The sequence below is a fragment of the Pseudorhodobacter wandonensis genome (assembly GCF_001202035.1).
Taxonomy (GTDB): Bacteria; Pseudomonadota; Alphaproteobacteria; order Rhodobacterales; family Rhodobacteraceae; genus Pseudorhodobacter; species Pseudorhodobacter wandonensis.
Genome location: NZ_LGHT01000004.1, coordinates 37,530 through 51,192 on the forward strand (window position 1 = coordinate 37,530; position 13,663 = coordinate 51,192).

15 protein-coding genes are annotated in these 13,663 nt (G+C 58.4%); 7 read left to right on the plus strand and 8 right to left on the minus strand.

What is annotated here, in order from left to right:
- Nucleotides 1-54 precede the first annotated feature (54 nt).
- Nucleotides 55-564: a DUF2478 domain-containing protein gene (locus AKU79_RS00290; protein WP_050521593.1), complete on the plus strand. Its 510-nt coding sequence runs from the start codon at nucleotides 55-57 to the stop codon at nucleotides 562-564.
- Nucleotides 561-1,484, plus strand: a complete 924-nt coding sequence (locus AKU79_RS00295) for a sugar kinase (RefSeq protein ID WP_050521594.1) — start codon at nucleotides 561-563, stop codon at nucleotides 1,482-1,484. The genes AKU79_RS00290 and AKU79_RS00295 overlap by 4 nt, the downstream gene beginning before the upstream one ends.
- Nucleotides 1,485-1,574: 90 nt before the next feature.
- On the opposite strand, the gene AKU79_RS00300 is transcribed toward AKU79_RS00295, so the two are convergent.
- On the minus strand, nucleotides 1,575-2,315 hold the full coding sequence (locus tag AKU79_RS00300; protein WP_050521595.1) for an SDR family oxidoreductase: 741 nt from the start codon (nucleotides 2,313-2,315) through the stop codon (nucleotides 1,575-1,577).
- 134 nt (nucleotides 2,316-2,449) lie between these two features.
- Here AKU79_RS00300 and AKU79_RS00305 point away from each other — a divergent pair, with 134 nt between their 5' ends.
- Both AKU79_RS00305 and AKU79_RS00310 read left to right on the plus strand, forming a co-directional pair.
- A complete protein-coding gene (locus AKU79_RS00305) occupies nucleotides 2,450-3,175 on the plus strand; it encodes an AzlC family ABC transporter permease (RefSeq protein WP_050521596.1) in 726 nt (241 codons plus the stop codon).
- Complete coding sequence (locus AKU79_RS00310) at nucleotides 3,172-3,498, plus strand: AzlD domain-containing protein (protein WP_050521597.1); 327 nt, start codon at nucleotides 3,172-3,174, stop codon at nucleotides 3,496-3,498. Before AKU79_RS00305 ends, AKU79_RS00310 begins: the two co-directional genes overlap by 4 nt.
- Nucleotides 3,499-3,819: 321 nt before the next feature.
- Here AKU79_RS00310 and AKU79_RS00315 read toward each other — a convergent pair whose 3' ends face one another.
- The 5 genes from AKU79_RS00315 to AKU79_RS00335 all read right to left on the minus strand — a co-directional run bounded on the left by AKU79_RS00315 (nucleotide 3,820) and on the right by AKU79_RS00335 (nucleotide 9,066).
- Nucleotides 3,820-4,575: an ABC transporter ATP-binding protein gene (locus tag AKU79_RS00315; protein ID WP_050521598.1), complete on the minus strand. Its 756-nt coding sequence runs from the start codon at nucleotides 4,573-4,575 to the stop codon at nucleotides 3,820-3,822.
- 12 nt (nucleotides 4,576-4,587) lie between these two features.
- On the minus strand, nucleotides 4,588-5,343 hold the full coding sequence (locus AKU79_RS00320) for an ABC transporter ATP-binding protein (RefSeq protein WP_050521599.1): 756 nt from the start codon (nucleotides 5,341-5,343) through the stop codon (nucleotides 4,588-4,590).
- Between the two features lie 11 nt (nucleotides 5,344-5,354).
- Entirely contained in the window at nucleotides 5,355-6,539 is a 1,185-nt protein-coding gene (locus AKU79_RS00325) for a branched-chain amino acid ABC transporter permease (protein ID WP_050521600.1), read from the minus strand.
- A 3-nt stretch (nucleotides 6,540-6,542) separates the two neighbouring features.
- Nucleotides 6,543-7,574, minus strand: coding sequence for a branched-chain amino acid ABC transporter permease (locus tag AKU79_RS00330; protein ID WP_050521601.1), 1,032 nt, complete (start codon nucleotides 7,572-7,574; stop codon nucleotides 6,543-6,545).
- Nucleotides 7,575-7,704: 130 nt separating this feature from the next.
- The gene (locus tag AKU79_RS00335) at nucleotides 7,705-9,066 is read right to left on the minus strand and encodes a substrate-binding protein (protein WP_050521602.1); all 1,362 of its coding nucleotides are present in this window, start codon (nucleotides 9,064-9,066) and stop codon (nucleotides 7,705-7,707) included.
- A 220-nt stretch (nucleotides 9,067-9,286) separates the two neighbouring features.
- Between AKU79_RS00335 and AKU79_RS00340 the strand changes: the two genes are divergently transcribed.
- Nucleotides 9,287-10,600 (plus strand): XRE family transcriptional regulator, encoded by a 1,314-nt coding sequence (locus AKU79_RS00340; RefSeq protein ID WP_050521603.1) that lies wholly within the window; start codon nucleotides 9,287-9,289, stop codon nucleotides 10,598-10,600.
- Here AKU79_RS00340 and AKU79_RS00345 read toward each other — a convergent pair.
- Nucleotides 10,597-11,520, minus strand: a complete 924-nt coding sequence (locus AKU79_RS00345) for an aminotransferase class IV (RefSeq protein WP_050521604.1) — start codon at nucleotides 11,518-11,520, stop codon at nucleotides 10,597-10,599. The two genes, AKU79_RS00340 and AKU79_RS00345, sit on opposite strands and share 4 nt — an antisense overlap.
- A 196-nt stretch (nucleotides 11,521-11,716) precedes the next feature.
- Here AKU79_RS00345 and AKU79_RS00350 point away from each other — a divergent pair, with 196 nt between their 5' ends.
- Nucleotides 11,717-12,616 carry a nucleoside hydrolase gene (locus AKU79_RS00350; RefSeq protein ID WP_050521605.1) on the plus strand — a complete coding sequence of 300 codons (900 nt, stop codon included), beginning with the start codon at nucleotides 11,717-11,719 and terminating at the stop codon, nucleotides 12,614-12,616.
- A 239-nt stretch (nucleotides 12,617-12,855) separates the two neighbouring features.
- Entirely contained in the window at nucleotides 12,856-13,155 is a 300-nt protein-coding gene (locus tag AKU79_RS00355; protein ID WP_197087156.1) for a phasin family protein, read from the plus strand.
- A 55-nt stretch (nucleotides 13,156-13,210) separates the two neighbouring features.
- On the opposite strand, the gene AKU79_RS00360 is transcribed toward AKU79_RS00355, so the two are convergent.
- Nucleotides 13,211-13,627 (minus strand): RrF2 family transcriptional regulator, encoded by a 417-nt coding sequence (locus AKU79_RS00360; RefSeq protein WP_050521714.1) that lies wholly within the window; start codon nucleotides 13,625-13,627, stop codon nucleotides 13,211-13,213.
- Nucleotides 13,628-13,663: the final 36 nt, after the last annotated feature.

Genomic DNA, 13,663 nt, shown 5'->3' on the forward strand with positions numbered 1-13,663 from the left:
TCATCGGCTTGCATCATCTTGTATGCCAGTGACAGCAGTTGCAAGAGGGGCGCGATGCTGGGCTATGTGACAGGCGGAGAGCGGGGCCAAGCCGATTTGGTTTTGGCCGAGGTCGCGGCAGAGCTGCGGCGCGCGGGCCTGTTGGTGGCGGGCGTGGTGCAGGTGAATGAGGAATTCGACCCAGACCGCCCCTGCCACATGGATTTGCATGTGCTGACGGGGGCCGAGGTGATACGGATCAGCCAGAGCCTTGGCAGTTTGGCCAAAGGCTGCCGGTTGGACCCTGCGGGGTTGGCACGGGCGGTGGGGCTGGTAGAGCATGCGCTGGAGGGCGGGGCGGATTTGTTAATCGTGAACAAATTTGGCCGGCAAGAGGCCGAGGGCCGCGGGTTTCGGCCTGTGATCGGCCAAGCGCTCGCATCTGGTATTCCAGTTTTGACTGCGGTAAATACAGGCTATCAAGCCGCGTTTGATGAATTTGCGGAAGGGTTTGGCGTTGCGCTGACCTGTTCGCGTGATGCAGTTTTGCAATTTTGCATGAGCCAAGCAAAGGGCCTTAGATGACAGTTGTTGTTCCCAAAAACCGCCAGATCACTTGTATTGGCGAGGCAATGGTAGAGTTTGCACCCGCCGCAGCGGCGGGCGATTACCGGATGGGTTTTGCCGGTGATACGCTGAACACGGCGTGGTATTTGCGGCGCGCAATGCCAGATGATTTTGCGGTCGAGTATTTGACGGCTGTCGGGCAGGATGCGGTTTCGGACCGGATGGTGCAGTTTTTTGCGGATGCCGGTGTGGGGACGCGCCATATTGCGCGGGTGCCGGGGCGGACGGTTGGGTTGTACCTGATCGAGCTGAAGGATGGCGAGCGCAGCTTTGCCTATTGGCGCGGGCAATCGGCAGCGCGGCTGTTGGCCGAAGATGCGGCGCGGCTGGCGGCGGGTTTGGCCGATGCGGGGGTGGTGTATCTGTCGGGAATCACGCTGGCGATCTTGGAAGGCGCGGGGCGCGAGACCCTATATGCCGCGATGGCAGCTGCACGGGCGGCGGGCGCGCGGGTGGTGTTTGACCCCAATCTGCGGCCGCGTTTGTGGGCGGATGAGGCGACGATGTGCCGTGTGGTGATGGAAGCCGCGGCATTGTCGGATATCGTTTTGCCCTCGCATGAAGATGAAGCCACGTTCTTTGGCGATGCGGACCTGAAGGCGACGGCCGACCGCTATGCCGATGTGGGCGCAGGGTTGGTGATTGTGAAAAACGGTGGCGGTGAGATGTTGACGCGCGAAGGCGGTGTTTACGCCACCCATGCGCCGGAAGTTGTCAGCGCGATTGTGGATACCACGGCGGCGGGTGACAGTTTCAACGCGGGTTTTCTGGCCGCTTGGCTGGCAGGGGGCGATGTTGCGGCCGCAGTTCAGGCCGGGGCGCGGATGGCGGCGCAAGTCATCGGGCAGCGCGGGGCGTTGTGTGAGGTTAAGATTTAGGAAACAGGGTTAGGGGGCATTCTGCCCCCTCTTTTCCTGACGGAAAATTCACCCCCTGAGGATATTTTTGCCGAAAAGAAAGCCGGGGCGTTAGCCGCGACCAATGAAGGGCATGGCTGTGGCCATGACGGTCATGAACTGGACATTGGTGTCCAGCGGCAGGTTTGCCATGTGGAGGACGGATGTGGCGATGTGTTTGACGTCCATAACAGGCTCGACCGCCATGGTGCCGTTGGCTTGGGGAACGCCTTTGGTCATCGGGGCGGCCATTTCTGTGAGGGCGTTGCCGATGTCAATTTGACCGCAGGCGATGTTGAACGGGCGACCGTCAAGCGAGAGCGTGCGCGTCAGGCCGGTGACGGCATGTTTTGACATGGTGTAGGGGGCCGAGCCGGGACGCGGGACCGAGGCCGAGATCGAGCCGTTATTGATGATACGCCCGCCTTGTGGAGATTGGGTGCGCATGTGGCGAAAGGCGGCGCGGGCGCAGAGGAACATGCCGGTGATGTTGACGTTGGAGAGGTGGAGCCAGTCTTGGACGTTGATTTCGTCGATGAGCGTGGCGGGGAGCCCGGTGCCTGCGTTGTTGAACAGCGCGTCGATGCGGCCCCAGGTTTGGGCGGCTGTATCAAAGGCGGCATCGACCTGTTCGGGGTTTGTGACATCGCAGGGCAGGATGAGCGCATTGCTATGCCCGTTGGCGGTTTGTGCAAGGGGTTCCTTGCGGCGGCCGATCAGGCCTACGCGCCAGCCTGCGGCAATAAAAGCCTGTGCGGTGGCGCAGCCGATGCCCGAGCCAGCGCCGGTGATAAGGATGGATTGGGGTGTCATGACGGGCTTTCCGTGTGATCGTGGTGGATTGTGGGTTGCAGCTTGGGTGCATGTTGCGGTTTGGTAGCGCTTGGTGCAAGCCCGAACCCCCTGCCCCACAGCTTTGAGCAATGCCGATAGATTAGGAAAGCATTTTGAAAATTGACTGGAACCGCCGTGCCTTTTGGCATGGGTTGCGCGATTGCAGCCCGTTTATTGTGATCGTGGTGCCGTTTTCGGCGCTGTTTGGCATGGTGGCCACCGATGCGGGGCTGGACCTGATACAGGTGGTCGCGATGTCGGCGATTGTGATTGCGGGATCGGCGCAGTTTACCGCGCTGAGCCTGCTGCAAGAGGGTGCGCCGGTGTTTGTGGTGCTGCTGGCATCCCTGGCGGTGAACATGCGGATGGCGATGTATTCTGCGGCGTTGGTGCCGCATTTGGGCAAGGCGTCTTTGCGCCTGCGGGCGCTGATGGCCTATGTGATGGTCGATCAGGTCTATGCGGTTTCGGTGCAGACCTATGAGGCCAAGCCCGAAATGCCGTTGGGCGAAAAGGTGAGCTATTATTTCGGCTGCATCACCATTGTCTGTATTCCCTGGTATATTTGTACGTTTTTGGGCGCGCTGCTGGGCAAGGCCATTCCGGCGTCTTTGTCGCCTGATTTTGCGGTGCCGGTGTGCTTTATCGCGCTGTTTGCGCCGATGCTGCGCAGCTTGCCTTATATCGTGGCGGCCGGCGTTTCCATTGTGGCGGCGATCGCGTTTGCGGGGTTGCCGTGGAATTTCGGGCTGATTGTGGCGGCAATTTTGGCGATGCTGGCCGGCGCACAGGTAGAGTTTTGGCAAAAGCGCCGGATGCGGGCGAAGGTGGCGGGATGATTGATGACAGCACATTCTGGCTGGTAACGCTGGTGCTGGGCGCCGGCACCTATCTGATCCGGTTTTCGTTTTTGGGGCTGCTGGGCGGGCGGCAACTGCCCGAATGGTTGCTGGTGCATTTGCGCTATGTCGGCGTTGCGGTGCTGCCGGCACTGGTGACACCGATGATCATTTGGCCTGCAGCGGCAGGCGGGCAGCCGGACCCGTTGCGCATGGTTGCAGCGTTGGCCGCGCTGGTGGCGGGCTGGCGACTGGGCGTCCTTTGGGCGATCGGGGTCGGTATGGGCAGCTTATGGGGGCTGCAATGGGCGTGGGGTGGCTAGGCGCGGCTAAGGCCCGCAATGATAGCGGATATTTTCGGCCAACCTTCTCGGCCTAAAGCTTTTGTTAACCTTTGGATTGTTAAGGTTGGGGCACAGGGCCACGACCGGCCCGACATTACCAAAGCGAAAGCTGAACCCCCAGATCGAGAGGTAGCAAATGGAAAATACGGCATGGTGGCTTGGGCCCGGAATCCTGTTCGGAACAATGGTTTGGATCGCATTGTTTTTCAGACTGCTGTCGTGACCGGCCGCATTGGCCACAACAGGGCCAATGGTAGCCGGTTTGTTTTACTTTGGCGGCGCCTGTAACGCCGCGAAGTCTTAGATCGCAAGGTATTCTTCGCGCAGCGCCTTGTTTTCCAGAACTTCCGAGGCACTGCCATCAAAGACCACGGTTCCGGTATCAAGGATGATCGCGCGGTCAGCAAGCGCAAGCGCCCGGATAGCGTTTTGCTCGACCAGAATGGTGGTAATGCCTTGCGCTTTGATCAGACGCAGGGTTTTTTCAATTTCGTCCACGATCACGGGGGCAAGGCCTTCGTAAGGTTCATCCAGCAAAAGCAGCTTGATATCCCGCGCCAAAGCCCGCGCGATGGCCAGCATTTGCTGCTCGCCGCCTGAAAGGGTAACGCCGTCTTGGGTGCGGCGTTCGCCCAAGCGGGGGAACAGTTCATACAGACGCTCGATGCTCCAACCCACGGGTTTGGTGATTTGTGCCAGCTTCAGGTTTTCTTCAACCGTCAGGCCGGGGATGATGCGGCGATCTTCTGGCACCAGACCAACGCCGGCGATTGCGGCCTCATAGCTTTTCATTTTGTGCAAAGGCTGGTGATCCAACCATATTTCGCCATGTGTAATCCGCGGATTGTCGAGCCGCGCAATGGTGCGCAGGGTCGAGGTTTTGCCCGCCCCGTTGCGGCCCAGCAGGGCCAAAATCTCACCCTCATGCACGTTAAAGCTGACGCCTTGCACGATATAGCTTTCGCCATAATAGGCCTGCACATCCCAAACCGACAGAAAGGCGGGCGCGGTTTCGGCCTGGTTGCGGTTATGCGAAAAATCCGGACGTTCATTCATAGCTGATGTCTCCTATGCTGCTTCGCCAAGATAGGCTTCTTTAACCTTGGGATGGCCTTTGATGTTTTCCGGAATATCCTCGACCAAGGGGGTGCCTTGGGCCAAAACAGTGATCCGGTCGGACAAGGAGAACACCACATGCATATCGTGTTCGATGATGACCATGGTGATGTCACGCTCGGCCTTGATCTGTTTCAGCAGGTCGATGGTGTTGTTGGTATCAGCGCGGGCCATGCCTGCGGTGGGTTCATCAAGCAGCAAAAGCCGGGGCTGTTGCACCAGACACATCGCCATTTCCAACCGCCGTTTATCACCACGCGACATCGAGGCCGCGTGCATGTTGCGCTTGTCGATCATATGCAGGTCGATCAGCATTTGTTCGGCCTGATCAACCATGTCGCGCTGGCCCATCATATTGCTGAGCGCATTCACCTTGAACGACCCGTCGCGCCGCGCAAAGCATGGGATCATCACATTTTCCAGCACCGACAGATCGCTGAAGATTTCCGGCGTCTGGAACACGCGGCTAATGCCCATCTGGTTAATCTCAAACGGTTTTTTGCCAAGGACAGATTTGTCCTGAAAGGTGACCGTGCCGGTATCGGGGATCAGTTTGCCGACCAGACAGTTCAGCAAGGTTGATTTGCCTGCGCCATTTGGCCCGATCACGGCGTGGACGGTGTTTTCCTTGACGTCCAGATTGACATTGCTCAGCGCCTTTAGCCCGCCGAACCGCTTATTCACATTTTGTACGTTTAGAATACCCATGTGCTGTTCCTTTATTCGGCTGGCGTGTCAGAGTTTGACTTTTTGCCAAACCCAAGTTTGCGCGCGATTTTCTGGCCACCTTGTACCAAGCCACCGGGCAGAAAGATCACCACCAGCATGAACAGGATGCCCAGCGTCAGGTGCCAGCCTTTGCCGACAAAGGGATAGAAGATGTTGACCAGCAGATTTTCCATCCAGTCAGGCAGGAACGAGAACCATTGATGCAGGATGCTGTCGTTGATTTTTGAGAAGATATTTTCGAAATACTTGATGAATCCTGCACCCAGAACCGGCCCGATCAAGGTGCCTGCCCCGCCAAGGATGGTCATCAGAACCACCTCGCCCGAGGCTGTCCATTGCATCCGGTCGGCACCGGCCAGCGGGTCCATGCAGGCCAGCAAACCACCGGCCAAACCGGCATACATGCCCGAGATCACAAAGGCAGCCAGTGTATAGGGGCGGCTGTTCAGGCCGGTATAGTTTACGCGTTGCTGGTTGGTTTTGATCGCACGCAGCATCATGCCAAAGGGCGAACGGAACAGGCGCACCGAGATGTAGAACGCCACCAGCATGATAAGGGCACACAGGTAATAGCCGACGCTGAAGGTAAAGCTCCACCCTGCCAGATCGAGGGTAACGGCCGAGCGCATTTCAAGGCCGAACAGGCTTGTCACCGGCACTGAGCCTGCGGTGTTGGCGGCATCCAGGATGCGCGGATCATCCAGTGCCAGTTGCAGGCCTGTTTCGCCGTTGGTGATGGGCGTCAGCACCGAATAGGCAAGGTTGAACGACATCTGCGCAAAGGCCAGCGTCAGGATCGAAAAGTAAATGCCCGAACGGCGCAGCGATACATAGCCGATCAGCAGCGCAAACAGCCCCGCAATCACCACAGACAGGACCAAGGCGGGCAAGACGTTCATGCTTAGCAATTTGAACATCCACACCGCCGAATAGCTGCCCACACCAAGGAAAGCGGCGTGACCAAAGGACAGATAGCCGGTCAGGCCAAACAGAATGTTGAAGCCGATGGCAAAGATGCCAAAGATCACAAAGCGTTGCATCAAATCGGGGTAGCCCGCGTTGAACTGCGACAGGCCACTGGCCGTGGGAAAGGGGTTCAGGATGAACGGGGCGAACAAGGCAAGCGCTGCTACCAGCAGCAGCATGGCGAAATCTCTGCGGTTAAGTCCTAGCATTGATTATTCCTCCATCACGCCCTTGCGTCCCATCAGGCCGCGTGGCCGGGTCAGCAAGATAATGATTGCAACAACATAGATGATGATTTGGTCGATGCCGGGAATGATATCCTTGACCTCGTTCAGCGAGGCAAAGCTTTCCAGAATGCCCAGCATGAACCCCGCCAGAACCGCGCCGGGCAGTGAGCCCATGCCGCCGACAACCACCACAACAAAGCTGAGCACCAGAAAATCCATGCCCATGTGATAATTGGGCGAGTTGATCGGCGTATACATCACCCCCGCAAGCCCCGCGACCGCCGCCGCGATGCCGAACATGATGGTAAAGCGCTTGTCGATATTGATGCCCAACAGGCCCACGGTTTCGCGGTCGGCCATACCGGCGCGGACAACCATGCCAAAGGTGGTGAATTGCAAGAAGGCAAACACCCCGCCCACAAGCGTCAGTGAAAAGGCAAAATAGACCATGCGCCAGTAAGGGTAGATGATCACATTCGGGTCAAAGCCCAGCATCACACCAAAATCGAACGAGCCGCGAAACGCCATGGGCGATGGGGTCGGAATCGGGTTTGCGCCGTAGAAATACTTGACCACCTCTTGCAGCACGATGGCCAGACCAAAGGTCACGAGGATCTGGTCGGCATGTGGCCGCTTGTAGAAATGCTTGATCAGACCGCGTTCCATGATGAAACCGATGCCGATCATAATCGGGATGGCAAAGAGGATAGACAGCGGCACCGACCAATCGATCAGCCAGGCCCCCAAATCATTGCCAAACCATTCTTTGACATAAAGCACGTCTTCGAATTTGGGCTGGCCCATGAAATCCACACCCGTGGCCTCGGAGGCCTTGTGCGACAGTTGGAACAGCTTTGACACGGTCACCGCGCAAAACGCCCCCAACATGAACAGCGCACCATGGGCAAAGTTGACGACGCCAAGCGTGCCAAAAATCAGTGTCAGGCCCAAAGCGATCAAGGCGTAGGCCGACCCTTTGTCCAGCCCATTAAGGGTTTGCAGAATTATTGCGTCCATCGTCTCCACCCTGGAATATTATTTTTATGGAGTGTGCCCAAAGCGAATGCACCAGCGCCGCGCTGGAGCAGTTGGGCCAAAACCGGCTGCGTGACACGCACGCAACCGGCCCATTTTGGTTTGCCTTAGCTTATGCGCCCGGGTTGCAAGCACCCAGATCGCCACCGGCGAACATGGGGTTATCGGGTGCGTAAGTAACCTTGTCTGCGGGCGTAACCTCGACAATTTCCACCAGATCAAACTCGTTCTCTGGGTTCTCTTTGCCGCGCACAACAACAACGTCTTTAAAGCACTGGTGGTCATCTTTGCGGTACAAGGTTGGGCCGTTGCCCAGACCGTCGAATTCAAAGCCTTCCAGCGCCTCGACAACGGAACATGGGTTGAAGGATTTGCCACGGTTAACCGCATCGGCGTAAAGCAGCGTCTGCGCATAGCAGGTCTGTGCGGCCTGCGATGGCGGGAAGCCGTATTTGGCGCCGAAGGACTGAACGAACGCGTTGGTGCCTGTGTAGCGGGCGCCTTTTTCGTTCTCAAGCTTCCAGTCCCAGTTCTGCGAACCAACGATACCGGCAATGTTCTTGCCTGCGCCTTTGGCCATCAACTCGGAATACAGCGGCACAACGATTTCAAAGTTCTTGCCGTTGACTTGCTTGTCACGCAGGCCGAACTGGACAGCGTTGGTCAGCGAGTTCACCATGTTTCCGCCGTAATGGTTCAACACCAGAACATCTGCACCCGAGTTCAAGACAGGTGCGATGTACGAGCTGAAGTCGGTTGCGGCGAGCGGCGTGCGCACGTCGTTGATCGTGGTCCAGCCCATCGCCTCGGTCGCGGCTTTGATCGATTCCTGCTGTGTCCAGCCCCATGTATAGTCGGCGGTAAGGCTGTAGACCTTGCGGTCTGTGCCATAAAGCTGTGCCAAAACAGGTGCCAGCGCGGCAGCGGACATATAGGCGTTAAAGAAATGGCGGAAGCCATTGGCCTTTTTGTCCTTACCGGTGGTGTCGTTCGAGTGGGTCAGACCCGCCATGAAGATAACGCCGGCCTCTTGGCACAGCGCCTGCACAGCCACGGCCACGCCCGAAGACGAACCGCCCGAGATCATCACAGCGCCGTCTTTCTGGATCATCGACTGGGCTGACGCCCGTGCCGCATCCGATTTGGTCTGTGTATCACCGGTTACGAACTGAACCTTTTTGCCCAAAATCCCCGTGCCATCCAGCGTCTTGGACGAGAAGGTGGACAGCATACCGCCGTCGCCTTCGCCGTTCAGATGCTCGACCGCAAGCTGGAATGCGCGCAGCTCATCCGCGCCCTCATCGGCATAGGGGCCGGACTGAGGAACGTTGAAACCCAGTGTAACGGTGCTGCCTGTAGGCTCGTTGGTGAAAGCATTGGCCTGCGACGTGAAAAACATCGGCATAGCCAAACCAGCGGTACCGACAGCACTTGTCTTCAGAAGCCCGCGACGCGTGAATCTGCTATTTGACATAGTATCCTCCCTTTTCGTTTTTTGTGGAAACATCCCTCCCGATGCGCCTTCCACGCGCAGTTCTGCGCAAGGTTAGTATCGACCCAAAATGGAAAATTTCGCAACAACTACCTTACACGCAATAAAAATTTTGCGAAGATTTTTGCGCTGCACTTGCAAATTTTGCGAATAAATTTACAATGCGCATAGTAGGGCCTTGATCTTGGTAGGGAATTTACCTGTGCAAAAGCAGCTTTCCGGCACATCGATCCGCGAACACCGCCTAAGGCTTGGCATCAAGCAGGCCGATCTTGCGAAACAGGTTGGAATCTCGGCATCTTATTTCAACCAGATCGAACACAACCGGCGCAGAATCGGCGGCAAACTGTTTTCCGATATCGCGGCAGCGCTGGCTGTGGACCCGTCGGTTTTGGCCGAAGGGGCCGATGCGCGCCTGACCGATACCCTGCGCGACGCCCAGATAAGCGAGCCGGGGTTGAACGGTATTTACGACGCGTCCGAGGTGTTTTCGGGCCGGTTTCCGGCCTGGGCGCGGTTGCTGGCCGCGCGCCACCGCCGCGTGCAAACGCTGGAGCAACTGACCGAAACGCTGAACGACCGTTTGGCCAATGACAGCCAGCTTGCCGATGCCCTGCACGAGCTTTTGTCAACCGTCACCGCGATCCGGTCAAGCGCGAGCATTCTGCAAGACGAGCCAAAGCTGGAACCCGCGTGGCAGCAAAGGTTTCAGCGCAACATCATCGAAGACAGTGCGCGACTGTCACGCGGGGCGCAGGCCTTGGTTGACTATCTAAGCATCAACGCAGGTGCGGCGGCAGGGGCCGCACTGCCCCCAGATGAGATGGAGCAGTTTCTGGATGACAACGCGCACCATTTTGCGCCGCTTGAAGCCGGGGATGTGGCGGCTATCGAAGAGGTAATACTTGGCTCGGCGCGGCTGAAATCATCTGCCGCGCGCGCGCTGGCCGTGACGCATTTGACAGGCTATATCCGCGACGCGCGCAAGATTCCGATGGCCGATCTGAAAGCCGCGCTGCGCCGTCGCGGGTTGGACCCGATTGCCATTGCCCGCATGGTCGGTGCCGACCTGGCAACCACGTTGAGGCGGATCGCTTCGGTGCCGCAAGAGATGCTGCCAACACCTGTCGGGCTGTTCATAGCGGATGCCTCGGGGACTCTGATTTTGAAAAAGCAGGTCAAAGGCTTTTCGGTGCCGCGCCACTCGGGTGCTTGTGCCATGTTGCCGCTGTTTCAGGCCTCGACGCAGCCATTGCGCCCTATCCGCCGGTTTCTGCGGCAAAGCGGGCGCGAAAGCGAAACGGTTTTGACCTATTCCATCGCCACACCATCCGACGATAGCGGGCTGGGCGACAACCTGTTGATGCAATCGCATATGCTTATTATTCCGCAGGCCCCATTGGCCGAGGGTCAGGCGCAGGTGGATGCCGTCGGCGTGGTTGGTCGCACCTGCCGCGTGTGTTATGCCGAGACTTGCCCTGCCCGCCGCGAACCTGCTGAAAGGCCCCGCGGTTAGGCGGTTGCCGCGGCCACAAGGTCTTTGTAAAGCCCGCGCAGCCGCAGGGTCATTGGCCCCATCGTGCCATCGCCAATCGGCCGTCCGTCTATCGAGGCCACAGGCGTTTGCGCGCCGAAGGTGCCGGTCAGAAAGGCCTCATCGGCGCTATAGGCCTCATACAGCGAAAAGTTTTTCTCATACACCGGAATGGCATTGGCGCGGCACAGGTCGATCACCTTTTGGCGGGTGACGCCGTTCATGCAGTAATCGCCCGTGCTGGTCCAAACCTCGCCTTTGCGGACGATGAAAAAGTTGCAAGCGTTGGTGGTATTCACAAAGCCATGCGGGTCGAGCATCAGGCCCTCATCTGCGCCTGCTGCCTCAGCCTGCAAACAGGCGATGATGCAATTCAGTTTGGAATGCGAATTGAACTTGGCGTCTTGGCTGTGCGGCAACCCGCGCACCTGTGGCACTGCGGCAAGGCGGATGCCCTTTTTCTGCACATCGGCAGCGGGTTTGGAATGTTCGATCAGAATGACAACCGTCGGGCCGGACCGCGACAAGGCGGGGTGTTGGAACGGTTTGTCCTTTATCCCCCGTGTTACCATCAGGCGGCAATGCGCATCATGGGTCATGCCATTGGCCGCAGCCGTATCGGCAAGTGCCTGCGCCATTTGCGCACGGGTCAATCCGATATCCAATGACACCGCTTTGCAGCTGTCATACAGCCGGTCCATATGTTCGTCAAAAAACGCCCATTTGCCGTTGTAGAGGCGCATACCTTCCCACATCCCGTCGCCCAGCATGAAGCCCGCGTCATAGACTGACACTTTGGCCTCATCGCGGTGCACGATTTTGCCGTTCACATAGATCTTGATGTCGCGGTTGCGGCTGTCTTGTTCGGCGTCATGGGTGGTTTTCTTGGAGCCGGTGTTCATATGATAGTCTCTTTGTTCAGGGCCCGTTAGGGCGGGTCGGTTGCTGTCTGGCCGATGCGCGCGGTTCAAGGGCGGCCGCCACTTTACCACGCTACCCCCTGCGAAGGCGCTTGCCAATGGATTGCAAATCGCCTGTCCTTTCAAGGAAAGATTCGTCGAACGCTGCTGCACTCTCTGACCCAAGGGGCCGCCCGAAATGACAAAGCCTGCCCATGTGAACACTGTGATCATCGATACCGATCCCGGCATCGATGACGCCATTGCCATCCTATATGCCTTGGGTCATGCTGGGATGAATGTGGTGGCGATTACCACAGTTGCGGGCAATATCGGCCTGTCGGTGACCACGCGCAATGCGGGCCGCATTTGTGCGCTGGCGGGGGTTGATACGCCTGTGCATGCAGGCGCCGCAGCACCTTTGGGGCGTGAGGCACGGCCAGAAACCGGCATTCACGGCAATGACGGTTTGGGCGGGGTTGAATTTCCCGAACCGGCCCAAGCCCCGCGCAGCCATGACGCCGTAGCTGCCATGCAAGCAATACTAGAGGCGCACCCGCCGCACAGCATCGACCTGCACTGCCTTGGCCCGCTGACCAACCTTGCGCTGTTGCTGCAACATGCGCCTGCCGCCGCCGCGCGCATCCGCCGTGTGATTGCAATGGGTGGCGCGGTCGATGAGCCGGGCAATGTTGGCGCAAAGGCCGAATTCAACCTTGCGCATGACCCGCAGGCCGCGGCCTTGGTGCTGGCGGCCGGGCTTGACCTGACGCTGATCCCGTTGGATGCCACGCGCCAGTTGCGTGCCGATGCCACCTATATTGCCGCGCTGCACGCCACTGGCCACACCCCCGCAATTGCCGTGGCCGAGCTGATCGAGGCCTATTTCGCGGCCAACAGCGCCGAAAGCCGCCCTTTGCATGACCCCTGCGTGCCGCTTTTCGCGCAAAACCCGCAGCTTTTCCGCGTTGAGGAACGCGGGTTGGCTGTCGATGTTGACACTGGGGCGCTGATACCCGGCCCGCTGCGTATCAAGGTTGCGATGGGGTTGGATGCCCCCGCCCTGCGCGCAGCCCTGTTGCACGGGCTTAGCAGCTGACCCCGTTTGCCTTGCATTCCCTGCACGACAATCCGGCACCCGACGGTCAGCCCGAACAGGGAACAGCAGGTCGGCAATTTGACAGGAATCAATGCAAGACTGGGTGAGAAGGTATAAACTGCAGACTCAACAAGTGAACAAGGCAAGCGCCGCACGAGTTTGTACCAGTCTTGCCCGCATGTCCTTGGTCATGATTGCAGAAAGGCAAAGCAATGAAAAAACCGTCGGAAACCAACCCTATGGCCGCCCTGAACCCGATCCAGGCGCAGGCAATGCAGGCGATGTTTGCTGTCGCCACCGAAACAATGCAGTTCCTGTCAGCACGCATTCAACAGGATATCGAAACCCAACAGGCCATGCTGGCGTGCAAATCGTTTGAAGAGCTTCAGAAAGTGCAGGCCGAATTTCACAAAAAGACGCTGGAAGATTACAGCGGCGCGACGGCCAAGATGATGACTATCCTGACGTCTGGCGCGTCGGACAGTTTAAAAAGTGCTGCCTATTCGTGGAAGCGCGCCTATGACGACGTGCCACTTTAATCTGGATTTTGGCGCGCTGATCGGGCGCGTATCCGTTTACGCTGGCCCTTGGCCGCTACTGGGTCAGGGGCGCGGCCAGTGCAATATCGGCAAGAGTCGCGCCATCAAGATGGGCCATAAAGGCCCGTTCGGCCGCGCGCAGATGTGCCTTTAGGCGGCACTGGCCATCAATCGTGCAGTTGTTTGGCGCGGTCTGAAAACACTCGACCAACGGTTGGTCAGCCTCGAGCAGGCGCACCACATCGCCGAGGCGGATCTCTTGTGGTGGTCTGGCCAGTATCGCCCCACCGCCGCCGCCGCGCCGCGTCTCGACAATCCCTTCACGTGAAAGCCGTTGCATGATTTTGCTGAGATGGTTGCGCGGCAGCCCGAATTCCTGTGCCAGATCGGCAGTTGAAAAGGCGCTGTCGGGGGCGCTGGCCATCCGCATCAGCATCCGCAAGCCATAGTCGGTAAATGAGGTCAGGCGCATGGGCGGGGTCCGATCCATGAATAGGTATTTACAATA

What these genes read in the sequence shown, in the direction of transcription:
- AKU79_RS00290 (WP_050521593.1), top strand. Translation starts at nt 55, where the DNA reads ATGCTGGGCTATGTGACAGGCGGAGAGCGGGGCCAAGCCGATTTGGTT.
- AKU79_RS00295 (WP_050521594.1), top strand. Translation starts at nt 561, where the DNA reads ATGACAGTTGTTGTTCCCAAAAACCGCCAGATCACTTGTATTGGCGAG.
- AKU79_RS00300 (WP_050521595.1), bottom strand. Translation starts at nt 2,315, where the DNA reads ATGACACCCCAATCCATCCTTATCACCGGCGCTGGCTCGGGCATCGGC.
- AKU79_RS00310 (WP_050521597.1), top strand. Translation starts at nt 3,172, where the DNA reads ATGATTGATGACAGCACATTCTGGCTGGTAACGCTGGTGCTGGGCGCC.
- AKU79_RS00315 (WP_050521598.1), bottom strand. Translation starts at nt 4,575, where the DNA reads ATGAATGAACGTCCGGATTTTTCGCATAACCGCAACCAGGCCGAAACC.
- AKU79_RS00320 (WP_050521599.1), bottom strand. Translation starts at nt 5,343, where the DNA reads ATGGGTATTCTAAACGTACAAAATGTGAATAAGCGGTTCGGCGGGCTA.
- AKU79_RS00325 (WP_050521600.1), bottom strand. Translation starts at nt 6,539, where the DNA reads ATGCTAGGACTTAACCGCAGAGATTTCGCCATGCTGCTGCTGGTAGCA.
- AKU79_RS00330 (WP_050521601.1), bottom strand. Translation starts at nt 7,574, where the DNA reads ATGGACGCAATAATTCTGCAAACCCTTAATGGGCTGGACAAAGGGTCG.
- AKU79_RS00335 (WP_050521602.1), bottom strand. Translation starts at nt 9,066, where the DNA reads ATGTCAAATAGCAGATTCACGCGTCGCGGGCTTCTGAAGACAAGTGCT.
- AKU79_RS00345 (WP_050521604.1), bottom strand. Translation starts at nt 11,520, where the DNA reads ATGAACACCGGCTCCAAGAAAACCACCCATGACGCCGAACAAGACAGC.
- AKU79_RS00350 (WP_050521605.1), top strand. Translation starts at nt 11,717, where the DNA reads ATGACAAAGCCTGCCCATGTGAACACTGTGATCATCGATACCGATCCC.
- AKU79_RS00355 (WP_197087156.1), top strand. Translation starts at nt 12,856, where the DNA reads ATGGCCGCCCTGAACCCGATCCAGGCGCAGGCAATGCAGGCGATGTTT.
- AKU79_RS00360 (WP_050521714.1), bottom strand. Translation starts at nt 13,627, where the DNA reads ATGCGCCTGACCTCATTTACCGACTATGGCTTGCGGATGCTGATGCGG.